General features: G+C 41.3%; 13 protein-coding genes and 2 pseudogenes. 6 read left to right on the top strand and 9 right to left on the bottom strand.

Features of this window, described 5'->3' with window-relative positions; all coding sequences use genetic code 11:
* The 4 genes and pseudogenes from FCR06_RS28850 to FCR06_RS28865 all read right to left on the bottom strand — a co-directional run.
* A pseudogene (locus FCR06_RS28850) lies at positions 1-912 on the bottom strand (glycoside hydrolase); the annotation flags it as partial.
* A gap of 78 nt (positions 913-990) precedes the next feature.
* A complete protein-coding gene (locus FCR06_RS28855) occupies positions 991-1221 on the bottom strand; it encodes a NifU family protein (RefSeq protein ID WP_017742395.1) in 231 nt (76 codons plus the stop codon).
* 52 nt (positions 1222-1273) lie between these two features.
* Positions 1274-3031, bottom strand: a complete 1758-nt coding sequence (locus FCR06_RS28860; RefSeq protein ID WP_138505925.1) for an ATP-binding protein — start codon at positions 3029-3031, stop codon at positions 1274-1276.
* Positions 3032-3200: 169 nt separating this feature from the next.
* Positions 3201-3437: a hypothetical protein gene (locus tag FCR06_RS28865; RefSeq protein WP_138505927.1), complete on the bottom strand. Its 237-nt coding sequence runs from the start codon at positions 3435-3437 to the stop codon at positions 3201-3203.
* A 544-nt stretch (positions 3438-3981) separates the two neighbouring features.
* Between FCR06_RS28865 and lepA the strand changes: the two genes are divergently transcribed.
* The 4 genes from lepA to FCR06_RS28885 all read left to right on the top strand — a co-directional run bounded on the left by lepA (position 3982) and on the right by FCR06_RS28885 (position 11640).
* Positions 3982-5793, top strand: a complete 1812-nt coding sequence (lepA, locus tag FCR06_RS28870; RefSeq protein ID WP_138505929.1) for a translation elongation factor 4 — start codon at positions 3982-3984, stop codon at positions 5791-5793.
* A gap of 376 nt (positions 5794-6169) precedes the next feature.
* The gene (locus FCR06_RS28875) at positions 6170-8431 is read left to right on the top strand and encodes a diguanylate cyclase domain-containing protein (RefSeq protein WP_138505930.1); all 2262 of its coding nucleotides are present in this window, start codon (positions 6170-6172) and stop codon (positions 8429-8431) included.
* 299 nt (positions 8432-8730) lie between these two features.
* Positions 8731-9918, top strand: a complete 1188-nt coding sequence (locus tag FCR06_RS28880; RefSeq protein WP_138505932.1) for a glycosyltransferase family 4 protein — start codon at positions 8731-8733, stop codon at positions 9916-9918.
* A gap of 675 nt (positions 9919-10593) precedes the next feature.
* On the top strand, positions 10594-11640 hold the full coding sequence (locus tag FCR06_RS28885) for a cyanophycinase (RefSeq protein ID WP_138505934.1): 1047 nt from the start codon (positions 10594-10596) through the stop codon (positions 11638-11640).
* Between the two features lie 73 nt (positions 11641-11713).
* On the opposite strand, the gene FCR06_RS28890 is transcribed toward FCR06_RS28885, so the two are convergent.
* Positions 11714-12454, bottom strand: a complete 741-nt coding sequence (locus FCR06_RS28890) for an SDR family oxidoreductase (protein ID WP_138505935.1) — start codon at positions 12452-12454, stop codon at positions 11714-11716.
* A gap of 285 nt (positions 12455-12739) precedes the next feature.
* Between FCR06_RS28890 and FCR06_RS28895 the strand changes: the two genes are divergently transcribed.
* Positions 12740-13696 carry an aldo/keto reductase gene (locus FCR06_RS28895; protein WP_138505937.1) on the top strand — a complete coding sequence of 319 codons (957 nt, stop codon included), beginning with the start codon at positions 12740-12742 and terminating at the stop codon, positions 13694-13696.
* 71 nt (positions 13697-13767) lie between these two features.
* Here FCR06_RS28895 and FCR06_RS28900 read toward each other — a convergent pair whose 3' ends face one another.
* The 4 genes and pseudogenes from FCR06_RS28900 to FCR06_RS28915 all read right to left on the bottom strand — a co-directional run bounded on the left by FCR06_RS28900 (position 13768) and on the right by FCR06_RS28915 (position 18093).
* Complete coding sequence (locus FCR06_RS28900; protein ID WP_138505940.1) at positions 13768-14943, bottom strand: cysteine desulfurase family protein; 1176 nt, start codon at positions 14941-14943, stop codon at positions 13768-13770.
* Positions 14944-14946: 3 nt separating this feature from the next.
* Positions 14947-15573, bottom strand: a pseudogene (locus FCR06_RS28905) (restriction endonuclease subunit R).
* Positions 15574-15704: 131 nt separating this feature from the next.
* Entirely contained in the window at positions 15705-16184 is a 480-nt protein-coding gene (gene bcp, locus FCR06_RS28910; protein ID WP_138505968.1) for a thioredoxin-dependent thiol peroxidase, read from the bottom strand.
* 142 nt (positions 16185-16326) lie between these two features.
* Complete coding sequence (locus FCR06_RS28915; RefSeq protein WP_138505942.1) at positions 16327-18093, bottom strand: serine/threonine-protein kinase; 1767 nt, start codon at positions 18091-18093, stop codon at positions 16327-16329.
* A gap of 239 nt (positions 18094-18332) precedes the next feature.
* Here FCR06_RS28915 and FCR06_RS28920 point away from each other — a divergent pair, with 239 nt between their 5' ends.
* Positions 18333-19166, top strand: a complete 834-nt coding sequence (locus FCR06_RS28920; protein ID WP_138505944.1) for an FAD-binding domain-containing protein — start codon at positions 18333-18335, stop codon at positions 19164-19166.
* Positions 19167-19185 lie beyond the last annotated feature (19 nt).

Genomic DNA, 19185 nt, shown 5'->3' on the forward strand with positions numbered 1-19185 from the left:
GTCTGAGCATATCCACTTAAATCCCTGGTGAATAATATCAGGAAGGATTTGGGGGCTTACTGACTGTTCCGAAGGCCATACCGAAGGCCATAAACCACGAGGTATCTGTCCAAAGCGGTCTTTATACAAGTCCCAAGCTTTCTTCAAGTGACGCGGGATATCTTCTGCCCACTGGAATCGCTGCTTAGGTAGTGTCATTTTTGGCACAGCTACCCTACCAGAGTTGGTATCGGCTAGCAAAGGTAAAATCGGGTGAGTATAGGGCGTGGTAGTAACTTCTAACTGTCCTGCCTCCTGCATTTTCCGATGTTGGGGGATAATGCGACTGAGGATTTCTCGCTGTTTCGAATAAATGCGTTGGCGATCGCTTAAAGTAAAATTCCGACCCTGCTTTAACCAATTAGCAATTTCCGGGTCATCCCAAAATAACGGGTCGATCCAAGCTAGATTGTGCCAAGCAAGCAAATCACCATAATCTGACAACTGCCAATTTGCCAAACACCAACTTGGGCCTTCTTCCTGCCTTTGCTGGTACAACTCGGCATACCGGGGATGTGGATCGATCAGCGTATGGTGATTGGCATCAAAAAAGTGTTCAATAATAAATTCTCGCTGTTGCTGGTTAAGTTGGTCATCTGGCGTCAAACTAGCTGTAAGGTAAGGGTCAAAAGCAGTGCCAGCAATATAATCTTCCAGTTGCAAAATCAGCGATGGTACTAAATTCACCGTTTGGTGTAACTTAGGATACCGTTCTAACATTAATACTAAATCCAAATAATCTTTAGTGCCATGTAAACGCACCCAAGGTAAGCGGTACTGCTGGCTAGAAGGCAGCGAAACGCCACTACCAGGTGATTTGTACAGTGGTTGATGTTGATGCCAGATAAAAGCGACGTAGAGGGGATGAGACATAACAATAGTCAAGAGTTAGGAGTTATGAGTTGAAAGTTAATTTAATAGTCATAACTCATAACTCATAACTCCTAACTTTTACACCACTTGTTCAACTTCTGCAATTTCAGGAATCATTTCCCGTAGGCGGCGCTCAATACCCATCCTCAAAGTCATTGTCGAGCTTGGGCAAGAACCACAGGCACCTTGCAAACGCAGTTTGACAACAGGACCATCGAGTTCTACAAGTTCCACATTGCCACCATCAGATATGAGATAAGGGCGCATTTCATCTAAGACTGTTTCAACGTTGTCAATTGTTAGTTCCATAGTTTTAGACCTACTCAGTTAGGGATGCCCATCCTTAACTTAACATTCAGCCCTAGGAACTTTTTGTTGAACCGCCATCATTAGACGAAACTATCACTGGTTGTTGATATAGTGGCACGGTAAATGTGACTGTAGAACCAAGTCCTTCACCCAAACTATAGAAATGTACTTCACCACCCATTGCTTCTACTAGCTTCTGGGAAATTGCCAGTCCTAAACCTGTACCGCCGTACTGGCGAGTGCGCGAGCCATCGACTTGAGAGAATAATTGAAACAGTTTATCTTGTTTATCTAAAGAAACACCAATGCCTGTATCTGCTACACGCACTTTCACCATACCCGGAAATTGCTGTCCTTGAAATTGTGTCTTGGCTTTTTTGAGTACTAAATCGGCGCTGACGGTAATGCCGCCTTCATGAGTAAATTTGATCGCATTGTTTACCAAATTCAGCATTACTTGTAGCAAGCGTTGGTAGTTACTTTGGACAATGATTTCATCAGAGGTAGCAGGCATTTGCATTTGGAAGCTGAGGTTTTTCATCTCCGCTTGAGGACGCATGAAATTTTCCACATCTGTGAATAGCTCACCTAGCTTAACTGGAGCGTAAGCTAGTTCCATTTTCCCAGCTTCTATTTTAGCAATGTCCAAAATATCATTGATGATATGCAGCAGGTGTATTGATAACTGATGAGCTTCTTCTAAAAACTGATTTTTTTCTTGAGTATCATCTGCCATGCCTTCCAAAATCAGCTTTAAAAAGCCAATCATCCCATTGAGGGGGGTACGAATTTCATGGGACACATTGGCGAGAAACTCGCTCTTGAGGCGGGAGGCATCTTCAGCTTTTTGACGCGCGGCTTCTAATTCTTTATATAAGGTAGCATGAGCGATCGCTGTTCCCAATTGATCTGCTGCTTCTTTTGCTAATTCTAATTCCGATTCTGTTAGTGTATAGCATTGATCTTGCCAACTTAAAACAACCAATCCATTGGCTTGATCTTGATAACAAGTTGCAACTACTAAAGTTTTATACCGCCCAGATTCACTGTATCCTGACACGTCCATGACAACTGGCTCTAAGGTTGCCAAGGCCTGAGCAAAAGCAGGTTCAGAAGCAATATCTATTTGTGAGCCAATCATTGAGCTAAGTTCCGGCTGGTGATACTCAGCTTTCACCTCTACTTTTGAACTACAAGGCTGACAAATAATACAGCGTTCTAATCCCAGTGCTTTCCCCAAACTGTCAACCGTTTGCTGCCAAATAATATCCAAATCCAATGTCCGCCGAATATTCCTAGTAATCCGATTTACCAGTTTTTGGTGTTGCTGCGAACGTAAAACCAACTCTATTTGCGTAGCTGTTTTTATTGTCACACCTACTTGTTTTTTGTTGATTGTCGCTTGCAGTAACCGTCCCATGACTAAGACTGTAGTAGCAGCTGTTCCCAAACTTGGCATAATTGGACTGATGACTAAGTCCAACTCAAATAATTCCTGGTGATAGCTAAACCAGCATTGAAACCTTTCTGGTATCAGACTTGTCAAAATTCTGTGCAATCGTTCCAAATAAGCAACCTTATCCACCGGAGTAAAGATTTGAGTCTGGTTGAGTTGATCAACTATCTTTTCGGTCTTTAACCCCAGGAGTTCGCTGTGCTGCCAACAAAAGGTCAGATAGCGCCCTGCCCCATCTTGCGTATAGACCAACTCGGCTCCTAGAGTTGGTAATGAGCCATCACTGTTACTGGTAATAGATTCTAGATTTTGAGAAAATATATTCGGCAATTGGGATTTGGCAGTAATAGTCATTAATTGAGTTGGATAGACAAAGAGTATCCGACCGTGATTTTACCAAAGCTGTTCAGATTTTGGCATAAATTTTTACAGCTTTTATATTTTAGTGAGTATTTCTTAGTGTTCTGAGATTCAAGTTGGTAAACTTTACTTTTTTTAACTGAAGATTACAGTTAATTGCTCGTCAATCGTTCCACTCACCCCGAGCCGGAACCGGAGTACGCACAGGTGTGCGCGTCAGTTCATCATCTCTTAGTATTTCACCGCGCAACCACTGGCGAATTGCCACCTCAATCACTTTGCTTGGGTCGTTAGTGAGGTGCTGAATTTGCTCTAATAACTCGGAGTCTAGGCGGATAGCAATTTCTACCTTATCGGCTCGTGTTTTTCCCGCATCGGTAGCTCTGTGTTGCATATTCATAGGTTTATATACTCTGAATTGGTTTAGTTTAAAGCTTTGTAAAGTAGTTATATTCATAATTTGGGCTAATTCACCGAAGAATCTTCAAGGGTATAGTTACATAGTTCCCTGAAATAGCACCAAAATAACAGCTTTAAATTTTAAGTCGCATTTATCATATAACTGACTAGACAAGAGCTTTGTAGAAGTTTTGCCGATGAACCAGTGACTCCGGACAATTACGGGTGGCAATTGCCCACGATCCCTACATGTACTTACTTTACACTTATTGTACGCTTCCAGCTGATGAATACTAGCACCGACAAATAGACTTTCATAATATTCTTAAAAGTCCACCTATTTATATGCCAAGTTAAAGATGGGGTGAAGAGAAGGCTAGGGATTTGGGATTGGGTAGTGAGAAAGTGTTGTTTGAAGATTTATTTCTTAATTCCCAGTCCTCAGTCCCTTGTCCCCAGTCCCCACTAATTGGCGAAGAAAGCATTAAAATACATTAAGTAAATTGCTTTTTTAACTTTGGTTGCTGCTAAGGCAAAGATAGTATATGACTGACGTTCCCGCAGTTCGCATTCGCAATTTTTGTATTATTGCTCACATCGACCACGGGAAATCAACCCTCGCTGATCGCTTGCTACAAGCCACTGGTACTGTTGACGAGCGGCAGATGAAGGAACAGTTTCTCGACAACATGGATCTAGAACGGGAGCGCGGCATTACCATTAAGCTGCAAGCTGCCCGGATGAATTACACAGCCAAAGATGGTCAGCAATATGTTCTGAACTTAATTGATACTCCAGGGCATGTGGATTTCTCTTATGAGGTGTCGCGTTCTCTTGTTGCTTGTGAAGGAGCGCTATTGGTAGTAGATGCGTCCCAAGGAGTGGAGGCGCAAACTTTGGCAAATGTATATTTGGCGTTAGAAAATAACCTGGAAATTATCCCGGTTTTGAATAAAATTGATTTGCCGGGGGCTGAACCAGAACGAGTAATTGGCGAAATTGAAGAAATTATTGGTCTAGATTGCAGTGGTGCAATCCTCGCCTCTGCTAAAGAAGGAATTGGGATTGATGAGATTTTAGAAGCAGTTGTTGAGCGGATACCACCACCAGTAAATACAATAAATGAACGTTTACGAGCGTTAATTTTTGATAGCTATTACGACAGCTATCGGGGAGTAATTGTATATTTCCGGGTGATGGATGGCACATTAAAAAAAGGCGATCGCATCCATCTAATGGCATCCGGTAAAGAATTTGAAATTGACGAGTTAGGCGTTCTTTCTCCTACCCAAAAGCAAGTTGAAGAACTGCACGCTGGGGAAGTAGGCTATTTGGCAGCGGCAATTAAAGCTGTAGCTGATGCACGAGTAGGAGACACAATTACCTTAAGTAAGGCCAAAGCAGAGGTACCCTTACCAGGTTACGCAGAAGCAAACCCAATGGTCTTTTGTGGCATGTTTCCCATTGATGCTGACCAATTTGAAGACTTGCGGGAAGCTTTAGAAAAACTCAGACTTAACGATGCAGCGCTGCACTACGAACCAGAAACTTCTAGCGCAATGGGATTTGGTTTCCGTTGCGGCTTCTTGGGCTTACTGCACATGGAAATTGTCCAAGAACGTTTGGAAAGAGAATATGACCTTGATTTAATTATTACAGCACCTTCAGTAGTTTACCGGGTGACAAGTAACAAAGGTGAGGAACTCTACATTGATAATCCCAGCCACTTGCCTGCTCCCAATGATCGCGAAAAAATTGAAGAACCCTACGTTCAGGTAGAAATGATTACCCCAGAAACCTACGTCGGGACTTTAATGGAGTTATCACAAAACAGACGTGGCGTTTTCAAAGATATGAAATATCTTACTCAAGGACGAACCACACTTACGTATGAGTTACCCTTGGCGGAAGTTGTCACTGACTTTTTTGACCAAATGAAATCGCGATCGCGCGGTTATGCCAGCATGGAATATCATCTCATCGGCTACCGAGAAAATCCGCTAGTGAAGCTGGATATTTTAATTAACGGTGATCCTGTGGATTCTTTAGCGATGATTGTCCATCGAGATAAAGCTTACAACGTTGGACGGTCAATGGCAGAAAAACTCAAAGAATTAATTCCTCGCCATCAATTTAAAGTGCCAATTCAAGCCTCTATTGGCAGTAAAGTGATTGCTAGCGAACACATCCCAGCTTTGCGGAAAGATGTGTTAGCCAAGTGCTACGGTGGTGACATCAGCCGCAAGAAGAAACTTTTACAAAAGCAGGCAAAAGGTAAAAAACGAATGAAATCTGTGGGTACAGTAGATGTACCCCAAGAAGCCTTTATGGCAGTATTGCGCTTGGATCAAAGCTAATTTAATTGTGCTTAACCTTCAAAGATGATTGGCTGCTTGCAGCTACATCTCAAATGCCAACAGCAGGTTAAACTGTACAAATTTGGCTTGCTGCTGGCAGATTTTGTTTTTACTTCCTTGGTATGTAAAATTACTGGTATAATTTTTAAAATGCTTCTTAAACGGTAATCTTCTGGCGCAAAAGGAGTATTCTGCTGCAACTGCAACTATTATCAGCTATTGCCCCACCGAAAAACTATTGACCATTGAGTGTCGGCTGATTAAGCGCCACAGTACAACAATTTAGGTACAAAACCAAGCTAATATCATTCTTTGTGTGGATAGACAAACTTAACTGCTTCAGTGTTTAGTGTTTGATATCAGCGAATGCAAACACGTGAAAGCAGGAATAAAAGAAAGCGAAACTCGTTATCGTGCCATTCATGAAGACCAAACGGAACTGATTGCTCGAAGCTTACCCGATGGCACTGTTACGTTTGTTAATGAAGCTTTCTGTCGATTTTTTGGACTTAAGCGCGAACAGCTTATCGGCTACCACTACAAACCTATTGTGTTTCAGGAAGACCGAGAACGTGTAGTTAATCTGGTAAATTCCATCAGCTTAGAAAATCCTGTTATCACATCTGAAAATCGGGTTATCGCTTGCCAAAAGGTGCGTTGGGCGCAGTGGATTACGCGAGGTATATTTGATAATCAAGGTAATCTTGTAGAATTGCAATCGGTGGGAAGAGATATTACTGACAGCAAACAAGCACAAGAAGCTTTAAGTGAAAGCGAGCAAAAATTCCGTGCGATCTTCAATCAAACCATTCAGTTTATCGGATTACTTGAGCCGAGTGGAATTGTTTTAGAAGTCAACCAAACAGCACTAGACTTTGCTCAAATTACGCGAGAAGAAGTTGTCGGAAAATTATTTTGGGAAGCAAAATGGTGGACGATTTCACCAGAAACACAACTGCAATTAAGAACTGCGATCGCTGCTGCTGCCAATGGTGAATTTATTCGCTATGAAGTCGACATTTGGGGTCGAGATTGTCAAGCCATGGCTATTGATTTTTCTTTACGTCCTATACTCGATCAAACAGGGCATGTAACACTAATCATTTCTGAAGGACGAGATATTAGTCAATGGCAAGCCGCCCTGCGCGAACGCCACAAAGCTGAAGAGGCATTGCGCTCAAGTCAAGACTTTTTACAAAAGGTTGCTAATAGCGTACCGCATATTTTATATTTATTTGATCTGTTACAAGGAACAAGCATTTATCTTAACCAGCAAAGTTTGACAGTTTTAGGCTATTCTTCAGAGGAAATTTCTCAAGCAGATCCGCAGTGGTTAATGAATTGCTTTCATCCAGATGATCAACACCTCTGCTATGACTTACCAAGTCGCTTCACCAACCTCAGGGACAATGAAGTTCTTTCCACAGAATACCGATTCCGACACAAAGATGGCGAGTGGCGTTGGTTGAATACACGAGAAGTCGTATTTGCTAGAGATGCTAGCGGTACTCCAACGCAGATTCTTGGCTCAATAGAGGACATTAGCACTCGCAAACATGCTGAAGCAGTGCTGCGACAACAGGCAACAGGGGAGAGGCTAATTACTCAAGTCACTCAACAGATTCGGCAATCGTTGAATTTGGAAGAAGTTTTGAATACAACGGTAAATAGTATTCGCCAGTGTTTGCGTTCAGATTGCGTGGCTATTTACCAATTAACAGCTGACGGCGGTGGTTATTTTGCAGCAGAATCTTTGGCTGATGGCTATCCAGAAAAACTAAAACAGGCAATTCTGGCATTTTGCATTAAAGGAGATTTTAGCGATTATAACCAGGGATTACCCACAATTTTGCATAATATTCAGCAGTGTGATTTTTCAGCTAATTTTGAGTTATTGCAACTTTATCAGGTAAAGGCTGCAATGGTAGTGCCTATTTTGAATGGCCAGCATCTGTGGGGTTTAGTTATAACTTACCAGTGTGCAATACCTCGTCATTGGCAGCCATTTGAAGTTAATTTGTTGCAGCAATTGGCTTCTCAAGTAGCAATTGCTATCCATCAATCGGTACTTTATCAGCAGCTACAAGATGCCAATGAAGAACTACAAAGACTGGCTACCTTAGATGGCTTGACTCAAATAGCCAATCGTCGCCGATTTAATGAATATCTTGAGAGTGAGTGGCATCGACTCAAACGAGAGAAAATGCCGCTGTCGTTAATTTTATTCGATGTCGATTTTTTTAAACCCTATAATGACACCTATGGCCATTTAGCAGGAGATGATTGTTTGCAAAAAATTGCCAATGCCCTCTTAAGTACTGTTAAGCGCCCAGCTGATTTAGTAGCTCGTTATGGTGGAGAAGAATTTTCGATAATTTTGCCAAATACAGAGACTAAAGGCGCAATTCATTTAGCTCAAGCGATTTTACAAGCAGTACGCGACTTAGCGATTCCCCATGCCCAGTCTAGCGTGTCTGACCGTGTAACTATCAGTCTGGGCGTTGTTAGTACTGTACCTAATTGCGAAATATCGCCCCAAGACTTGATTAATGCAGCAGACAAAGCACTTTATACAGCAAAACAACAGGGACGCGATCAAGTTAGTGCTGTTTGCTGTTCCCCTGTTAAGTGTTTCTAATATCAAATTCAGCTAGTCAGTCAAATTGGTAAATTCACCAATTGAGAATTAGGAACTATAACAAACTTGATATCTGGCTACCTGACAAAGTTAAAATCGCCTACATTTTTGAACGTACTCCATCTCGCCATCCCCTCATCAATCTCTAGCCCACAGTTCATATCCTTTGATAAGCTTTAACAAAATAACTGTTAAAAATCTAAAAAGACGAGTAAATCCACTTAATAAAATTGGCAGACTTGTATTTTTAGATAGATCTAGTTTTTTAGATATTTGTCAAGTCTCAGGAAATCTAGCAGATGAAAATACTGGTACTGAGTTGGGAGTTTCCACCCAGAATAGTTGGAGGAATTGCGCGTCATGTAGCTGAGTTGTACCCAGAACTAGTAAAGTTAGGGCATGAAGTCCATTTGATTACAGTGGAGTTTGGTCAGGCATCGCTGTATGAAGTGGTGGAGGGAGTAAACATACATCGGGTGCCAGTGGGATATAGTAATGACTTTTTCCACTGGGTGGTCAATTTTAACGAAAGCATGGGACATCATGGTGGTAAGTTAATCTTAGAGGAAGGCCCGTTTGATTTAATTCATGCCCATGACTGGTTAGTCGGAGACGCCGCGATCGCTCTTAAGCATAATTTTAAAATACCACTAATTGCTACAATTCACGCTACAGAATACGGACGTCATAACGGTATTCACACTGATATACAACGTTATATTAATGGTAAAGAAACCTTATTGGGTTACAACGCTTGGCGGATTATCGTTTGTAGCGACTATATGCGGCGGGAAGTAGAACGAGCGCTACATAGTCCTTGGAACAAAATTGATATCATTTATAACGGTATCCGAGCCGAAAAGAAACGACACCATGAAGATTTTCATGCTCTGGATTTTCGCCGCAAATTTGCCGACGACGATGAGAAAATCGTTTACTACCTTGGTCGCATGACTTATGAAAAGGGTGTACCTACATTGTTGAATGCTGCACCCAGAATACTTTGGCAAATGGCTGGTAAAGTAAAATTTGTGATCGTTGGTGGTGGCAATACCGACCATCTCAAACGCCAATCTTGGGATTTAGGAATTTGGCACAATTGCTATTTTACTGGTTTTCTCTCCGATGATTACTTAGATAAATTTCAAACTGTTGCTGACTGTGCCGTATTTCCTAGCCTTTACGAACCCTTTGGAATTGTGGCTTTAGAAAGCTTTGCTTCTCGTGTACCTGTAGTTGTATCTGATACAGGTGGTTTTCCAGAAGTCGTGCAACATACCAAAACGGGTATTGTGACTTGGGTAAATAATGCCGATTCCTTAGCTTGGGGAATTTTGGAGGTGTTAAAAAATCCAGGATATCGGCAATGGTTGGTAGATAATGCTTATGAAGATTTAGAACGACGCTTTAGCTGGCCGAAATTAGCCAAGCAAACCGAAGAAGTTTATCAGCAAGTTGTACAAGAGCGATCGCAAATTATCTGGTAATCAAGTATACTGGTTATGTTTTTGGACTTTGGATAAAAAGAGTAGGTTCGCAAATAATTCTACGCGAATTAAGACACAGGCATAGAAAAAGAATAGCTACCAGTCTCCCTATACATAGTAATATCAACGACAAAAGGTTATTAGGGAAATACTGGTGGCTTTGCCTAAATTAAACGACAATCTAAATAAAAAGCTACAAGTAATCTAGAGATTATTGCAGAATAATGCAGATAATCAACGAGCACTTTCGGTTATTTAGCATTAAAAAACAGTACAAGTTCTGTACGCTGGAATTTCAAGCTTTATGATGCCAAAGTTAAGATGATGGGCGTCTAAATTGCTTTAAACAGTCCTTTGTCATTTGTCATTGGTCATTTGTCTTTATAAAGGTCAAAGCGCAAAGTCTGTAAACGCTTGTGCGGCTTTCTACAGGGTGCGCCGACTCTGCATCGGCTTATCAGTTAGCACAGCGTTAGCGACGCAGCGAAAAGTCGGAGCGGCGGCTTCCGCCGTTAGCACAGCGGTAGCGAGTCCGCGAGCGTCTCTGAACTTTTCAAGACAGGAGCATCACTTTGTAACAGAGGACAAATAACTAAGGACAATATTCACGAGGAAATGAGCAATTCAAATACGTAAGAGCTTAGCAATAATTGGAGTTTGCATCAGAAGTTTAGTATGACAAAGGCATTCCCAAACGTATCAAGGCGCTTGAAAAGTAGAGCAATCAAATTATTTAACATGGGAATTTTCCTTATAACCCGTTTTATCGCGAACTGGAAACGCTATTTCTTAGGCGACAGTCTTGATGTCAGCCCCTCCCCCTCTTTTGATGTCCGTTCTTCTTCCTTATCTGGCCCGGTTCTTAGCTTGGGTGGAGGAGGGCCTGATGTGGACGACGCTATCCAGTGGATGATTAACGAAGTTAGGGGAGGTACTAACTCCGCCACCAAACTTAATGTTGTTGTTATCCGGACTTCTGGTAATCACGATTACAATCGCCTAATTTCTGCGATGAAAGGCGTAAACTCAGTAGAAACTCTAGTTATTAGCAATCGCCAAGAAGCAAACAAAGCTGAGATTGTTGAAAAAGTCAGAAATGCTGATGTGATTTTCTTTGCTGGCGGCGATCAATGTCAATATATTCGCAGTTGGAAAGACACGAAGCTGGAAACTGCTGTTAAGTCAGTTTACTTGAAGGGAGGCGGTATTGGTGGCACCAGTGCGGGTGCGATGATCCAAAGTGAGTGTGTTTACGATGCTTGTGCTTCTTCCGAAAAAGGCATTGAAACTAGAGATGCACTCGAAGACCCTTACCGAGACATTACTTTTACTTACAACTTTTTTAACTGGAGTTATTTGAAGGGAACTATCGTAGATACACACTTCGACAGGCGGGAAAGAATGGGTCGAATTATGACTTTTATTGCTCGTCAAATTAAAGACGGTGTATCTAGCAGTGTTTTAGGTATAGCAGTCAGTGAAAGTACATCAGTTGTTGTAGATAAATACGGTCTGGTGAAAGTTATCGGTAGGGGTGCGGCGTACTTTGTACTAGGCGATCATATGCCAGAAGTATGCGAACCGCGATCGCCTTTGACGTTTTCCAACTATAAGATTTGGAGAGTTCCTCGCGGCGATACATTCAACTTGAGAAACAGACCAACCTCAGGATACTATCTCAGGAGTGTTAAAAGAGGACGGATTGATTCAAATCCTTATTGAGTGGGACTGGGGACTGGGAATTAAGAAATAAATCTTCAAAGAACACTTTCTTAGTACCCAGTACCCAATCCCTTTACCAGGGAAGCACGCCATTCTCGTCAAAAAACCCTCCGCTAGAACCATCATCAGGGAGAGTAGCAAGTCTGACTGCTGCCTTGGCTCCCTGCTCAACAGTGCGGCGACCTTGGTGTTGATTGATGTCGGTTGCTGTGTAACCAGGGTCAGCAGCATTGACTTTTATCGGGGTATCTTTTAGTTCAGCAGCAAGCAGAACTGTAAGCGCGTTTACTGCTGTCTTTGATGAATTATAAGCAAGAAGTTTATAGTCTGCAAACTCAAAATTGGGGTCGGAGTTTTGAGTTAGAGAACCTAAACCACTTGAGATATTTACTATTCGCCCTCCTGTTGATTTCTTCAACAGTGGTAACAAAGCTTTTGTAACTGCAAATACTCCGAAGACATTAGTTTCATAAGTGTGTCGCAGTGTTTGAATATCAACTTGACTGGGTGGAAGGCGATCGCCATCGCTTATTATCCCAGCGTTATTAATCAGGATATCAAGTTTACCGAATTCGCTCTCGATTTGTTGGGCTGTAGAGTCGATTGTTTTTTGGTCTACTACATCTAATTGAATTGCTTTAGCATCAATGTCATTTATACGAAGCTTATTCGCCGCTTCTTCACCACGTGCGATATCTCTAGCACCAATAACAACAGTGGCACCTTTAGAACCTAGTTGACGTGCAATTTCATACCCAATACCCTTATTTGCACCTGTAATCAGTGCAATTTTGCCCTTTAATTCTTCTGACATATTATTTTCTGTATTTAACTGCCAACTGCTACTATTTTCGAGCCACTCTAGTGTATATGTAGTATGTCATTAATACAAGACTTAGGAATTGGTAATGCCACACCTATGGTATTTACGAGTGTTGATTGTTAACTGAGGAGTGTTAACCGTCAATGTGAAATCTCATCCTCTTTTAAGGGTGGGATGAGCTTAAACCAGTAGTCATTCACACCTGAGATAGCGGTTGAGACAGTATTGGCAGCGTACACTACTAAATGACTCAAAAATTCTTGGAGCAAAGTAGATATGCAAACCAAACAGCTTGGGAATTCGGAGCTTCACATTACCCCAATTGGCTTTGGTGCTTGGGCAATCGGTGGAGGTGGATGGACTTTTGGTTGGGGAGAGCAGGACGACCAGGAATCGATCGCAGCCATCAATCACGCTCTCGACCTTGGTATAAATTGGATTGACACCGCAGCAGTCTATGGTTTGGGACATTCGGAGGAGGTTGTTGCCAAGGCGCTCAAAGGTCGATCAGATCGCCCCTATATTTTCACTAAATGCTCAATGATCTGGGATGAAAAGGGCAAAATTGGTAACAGCCTCAAGGCAGATTCTCTGCGCCAGGAGGTAGAAGCTAGTTTGCGGCGGCTGAATATTGAAAGTATTGACCTTTACCAAATTCACTGGCCGAACCCAGATTCAGAAGTTGAAGAAGGGTGGACAACTCTGGCCAAGCTAAAGGATGAAGGTAAGGTTCGTTATATCGGGGTTTCCAACTTCAATGTCCAACAGTTGCAACGTGCCCAGAAGATTGCGCCAGTTACTTCATTGCAACCACCTTATTCACTAGTCAAACCTGATGTTGAAAACGAGATTTTACCTTTCTGCAAGGAAAACAACATTGGTGTGATTGTTTATTCACCGATGCAATCTGGCTTGCTCACAGGAAAGATGACACCAGAGCGGGTTGCCGATTTTCCAGATGATGATTGGCGCAAGAATAATAAGGAATTTCAGGAGCCACGCCTATCTCGTAATCTAAAACTAGTAGAAGTGTTGCAACACATTGGTGAAAAACACGGTCGTTCGCCTGGTGAAGTGGCGATCGCTTGGACTTTAAACAACCCAGCACTAACGGCGGCGATCGTTGGCGGACGCAATCCCAAGCAGGTGGAAGGAATCATCGGTGCTGGAGAATTTCGCCTCAATCAGCAGGAACTAGATGAAATTGAGACTTTCATCCACGAGAATCCATAAAAGGGATTGGGGAGACAAGGAGAATAACTCCTCACTCTTAACTCTTGTACAGACGCGATTAATCGCGTCTCCTAACTGCCCACGCTCACAAAAGCCGAATTACGCAAACCTTGAATGGTGGCGATCGCATGTTTCGCCACAATATCAATTTCCTGTTGTGTATTAAACCTGCCAATACCAAACCGTATTGATGCATAAGCAAGCTTTTGGGAATGTCCCAGTGCTGTGAGAACATGTGAGGGTGCGGTGGTTGCTGAGGAGCAAGCAGAACCAGAAGAAACAGCCATCACTGGCTGCAATCCTAGCAAAAGTGCGGCTCCATCCACTCCCTCTACGCTGATATTTAAGTTTCCCGCCAATCGCGCTTGTGGATGTCCGTTGAAATGAATTCCTGAAAGTTTCGAAAGTGGTTCCCACAAATTTTGTCTGAGTTGAGTGAGGCGTTGGGTTTCTGTAGCTTGTTCTGCCAAACCAATTTCTATAGCTTTGCCAAAGCCAACAATTTGCGGTGTATACAATGTACCAGAACGCATTCCCCGCTCATGTCCGCCACCGTGCTGCTGTGGAGCCAGTTGTACTCTAGGATTGCGCCTGCGAACATATAGCGCCCCGATACCCTTAGGCCCATATACTTTATGTGCGGTAAGCGACATCAAATCAATTTTCATCGCTTGTACATCCAAGGGAATTTTACCAATAGCTTGAGCGGCGTCGGTGTGAAAAATGATTTGGCGCTGGTGGCACATTTCCCCAATTTCTGCTAATGGTTGCAACACACCAATTTCGTTATTTGCAGCCATTACCGATACTAAAATTGTCTCTGGACGGAAAGCTTTTTTTAACTCAATTAAATCAATTAATCCATCTTTTTGAATTGGGAGAATAGTAATTTCAAAACCGAGATTTTTTAAATAATTGCAAGGGTCAAGAACTGCACTATGCTCAGTCGCAACAGTAATAATATGCTGACCTTTTTGAAAATAAGCTTCAGCAACACCTTTAATAGCTAAATTATTCGCTTCTGTTGCACCACTGGTAAAAACAATTTCTTGCGGAGTGGCATTAATTGCTGCTGCTAAGATTTCTCGCGTTTGTTTGACAGCAGCTTCCGCTTCCCAACCGTAAAGATGACTGATACTGGCTGGGTTGCCAAAATGTTCTGTAAAATAAGGGAGCATCGCTGCTACTACCCGTTCATCTACAGGTGTAGTAGCGTGACAATCGAGGTAGATAGGACGAATAGACATAAATTAACTCAAAATTTGACTTAAATTTTTTAATACACTTAGAACTTGATACAATTCATTTTTTCTCTTCAACAGGGTAAATTCATCAGACAAGGCATACTTTGGTATATTTTGTTTAATAAGTTTCAGAAAGATAAAATTACTACCATTTGTTACCAATCCAAAAGTAGGTTTATCTTCACTAGGATTAGCCAGCATATAAACAAGTGCTTGAGATACGGCTTCTAAAAGAGAAAAACTAGACCTTTTCGATTCAATTACTAATAACCAGAATTGTTCCTGAATAACTAAAATATCAATTCAACCTCTAATAATTTCTCCTTCATCCTCCGCAGAAATTTCTATTGATTGTTCGCCTCTTATATAAAAAGGCTCATCATAAAATCCAGCTAAGTTGAGTAAAGGAGATAAAACTACTAGTTTAACTGTTTCCTCTGACAAAGGAGGATACTTGACTAAACGGAGAAAATGAAGTTTTACTTTCTCTAAATCTTGCTTTTCTAAATCTGTAATTTCTGGTAAATTTTCAAACGATTCTGTAAAAAATGCCTCATCTTCAGCTAGCTGTAGACTAAATCTTTCCTCCAAATAAGCAAGCCCGATATTTTGTGCTTGGATAAATTGAACCATAATTCATTTAAAAGATTCAGTATAGCTATTATGACACTGTTCCAGTATTAACCTAGATAGGAAGAACAAAGATAATTAACTTTAATTATTTGTATTTACAATTGAACTTTGAACAAATGGCTAATAACGCTCTATGTGCCCGCTAATTCTCGTAGTTTAGTTAAAACTGCTTGAGCATGACCTTTGGTTTTTACATTCGGCCAAGTATAGGCAATAATTCTATCAGGTGAAATTAAAAAAGTTGAGCGAACCACACCCATATATTCTTTACCCATAAACTTCTTTAAGCGCCAAGCACCATACGCTTCTGTCAAAATATGTTCAGGGTCGCTTAAGAGGGTAATCGACAAATTATGTTTGCTGATAAATTTACAATGGGATTTACTCAAATCTGGACTCACACCTAAGATTTTGGCTTCGAGTGCGCTGAAGTCTTGATACAACTCGGTGAAATCTTTTGCTTCGGTGGTACAGCCAGGAGTATCATCTTTGGGGTAGAAATAAAGCACAATCCACTGACCTTTGAAGTTAGAGAGAGTTACTGGATTGTCATTTTCGTCAGGTGTGGATAAATCTGGTGCTGGTTGTCCGATTTGGGGAATGGTACTCATGGTGGGGTTGTAAGAGATTACAATAGCTTTAGAATTGTACATAGATTTAAGCGATCCTAACCACTAATGACCAATAGTATTAGTTTTGGTTAAACAATAGCAAAACCCAAACAATTAGAAGCAATTTTTTACTTACAAGCTACTACTTAACTAAGAAGGTATCAATACTTGCTTCAAAGATTGGTAATCGTTGTTCAAATTCATCTGCCCCAGTAGAAAAAATTACATTCCAAATAGTATTCCTATCTTTAATGACATAATATATTTGTTTTCCGCTTATACCTAGTGATGTTTCTGTAATTATCCGTCCTACTTGATAACCTTCAACCGACCCGGTTTTTATATCCACTATACGAATCTGAGCAGGAAAGTGCTTACTCTCCTCTTGTAAATAAGTTTCTAAATTAATTGTAGAAGTTACTTGTTCTTTTGAGACAATTACATTGGTTAGGAAGCCTGAGTTACCCCTGATCGAGTCGAAAGAAAAAATTAAAAAAGCTGAGGGATTTTGTTGTAATTGTTGAACAAACTCCTCAATTTCTGGATTGTGACTGCCTGAAATCTTCATGAATTCATATAACTTCTTATAATCTCCACCTTCCCAGCTTGGAGGCAACCACAATTCTGCGCCACTGCTGCCCTCAAACTTTTTCCAACCGGATGGAACCCCTGAAGGTATATCTTCCTTGGAAATAGAAGGTTGTTGACTCGTTGAATCAGTATTTGCTTGCTCAGAATTACTTGCTTGTAACTCAGTTGGTGTTGAAGTCACAACTGGCTGACTTGGATGAGAATCAAATAACTTATAAATTTCCCTAGTACCGAATTTAATTAAAAAAACTATAGCGAAAGCAATTACTCCACCTGTAAATTGGACTGTCTTACTAGAGAATATATTGGTTTCAGTTTTTGAAGATTGAATTTCAGTAGTTGCTGACGTTTGAAGTTGCCTACCTTGTTTAGGCTTTTCTATTTCTGTAGGTGGTAATTGTGATGCTGAAGAAAAAGGTGAATATAACTGTGCAGTTGAATTAATTTCTGATAGACACCTCAAAATCATTTGGGCATTTTGAGGACGCTTGCCAGGAAATGCTTCCATCAGGTAATCTATTAAACCAGCTACCTGCTTAGATGTTTGTAAGGCACTGTCTCGCCACATTAACTTACCAGTTCGCGGGTCTTCAGAAAATTGATCTGGAGATTTGCCAGTAAGTAAATAAACAAATGTGCGACCAAGGGCGAAGAAGTCTGATTGTGGTATGGCTTTACCATTGGCTTGTTCTAGTGGTGTATAGCCTGGTGAAATAATACCTGTTATATTCTGCCCTGCTGCTTTTTGATGATAGGTTGATGTAACTTCTCTTGCTGTACCAAAGTCTATCAAAGCCAGATGTCCATCTGCTTTAAGCATAATATTTGGTGGCTTGATATCTCGATGAAAAAAGTTTTGTTGATGCACTTCATGCAAAATATTTGTTAACTGGGTTAGCCATAAAAGTGCTAACTTTTCATCTATGGGGCGATTACCTCGTTGTTCCATATATTGGTACAAATCCAACCCCTCGATTTTTTCCATTACCAAGCAATGCAGTGGCACTTGGCTATTTTTGGGAGAGAATGCAAAGTATCCATCTCCTTTTGGAATTCCTGGATGATTCAGATGGCTTAAGACTTGTGCCTCTTGCTGAAACAGCGATACTGCCTTGGTATCATCCAGCATGAGAACTTTTAAGACTTTGAGGGTGTTACCGTGGTTGACTTCAAATGTCTTGGCAAAACCACCAGTCCCTAACTGATGAGTAACTCGATACCGTCCTTCCAAGAGCAATTCTGAGCCACATGCTTGACAAAATAATATGTTTTGAGAATTTTGTGGTCTTGGGCATTTAGGATTTATGCAGAGAGTCATAGTGTTTTTTGCAACACGGTTTATCTTGAGAGTCTAGCCTTATTTGAATATTTACGTCACCAGTAAAAATTAGGGCAATCAGCAATCCCTGGTTAAACTATGTTTACGCACTCATTTATCTTTAACTATGAAAAAAGTTCTCTCATTTGGTTGAGAACAATTACTCGTATCGATCCGCCATAATAATAATTTAGCCTACTAGTATTTTTGTTCGTCCATTCCCACCCTTCAAAGTTCACATGTCTAAAGATATGCAACGCGAATTTACCAACCGCGATGAGTTGGTAGCTTACCTCCGCGAACAATTCCCAAATGCAACCGAACGGGATGACCACATCAGCGAAACTGTGGGAGGACGCAAAGCAGCACAAAAAGCGCTGCAAAAAATTGACCCAATACGCTACGCCCAAACACGTAATTTCTATGCAGGTGCAGTCACCCGACTTTCGCCTTACATCCGTTATGGCGTTTTGAGTTTGCGAGAAATTCGAGATTTTGTCCTTGACCGGGTACAGCAGCAAAACGATGCGATTAAATTAATCAATGAGTTGGGCTGGCGCGATTATTGGCAGCGATTATATGTAAAGTTAGGGGATGGAATCTGGAAAGACCAAGAAGAATATAAAACTGGTTACACTGTGGCTGAATATGCACCCGAATTGCCACAAGATATCAAACTAGCAACTACAGGTAGAGTTTGTATTGACAGCTTCAGCCATGATTTACGAGAAACTGGCTATTTACATAACCACGCACGGATGTGGATAGCTGCTTACATTGTTCATTGGCGGCGCATTCGTTGGCAAGCAGGAGCTAAATGGTTTCTCGAACACCTTTTAGATGGCGATCCTGCTAGTAATAATATGTCCTGGCAGTGGGTCGCCAGCACTTTTAGTCATAAGCCGTATTTTTTTAATCGGGAAAATTTAGAACGTTATACCAAAGGAATTTATTGTCAAAAATGTCCGCTTTACGGTCATTGTGATTTTGAAGGCAGTTATGAAGAATTAGAACAGCGACTTTTTCCCAAAGGCAAATTTAGCAAACAATCCAACAGCAAAAGTTGGCGGTAGATTCATCTAAGGAAAATTC

It is taken from the genome of Nostoc sp. PA-18-2419, assembly GCF_005869855.1.
Lineage (GTDB): Bacteria > Cyanobacteriota > Cyanobacteriia > Cyanobacteriales > Nostocaceae > Nostoc.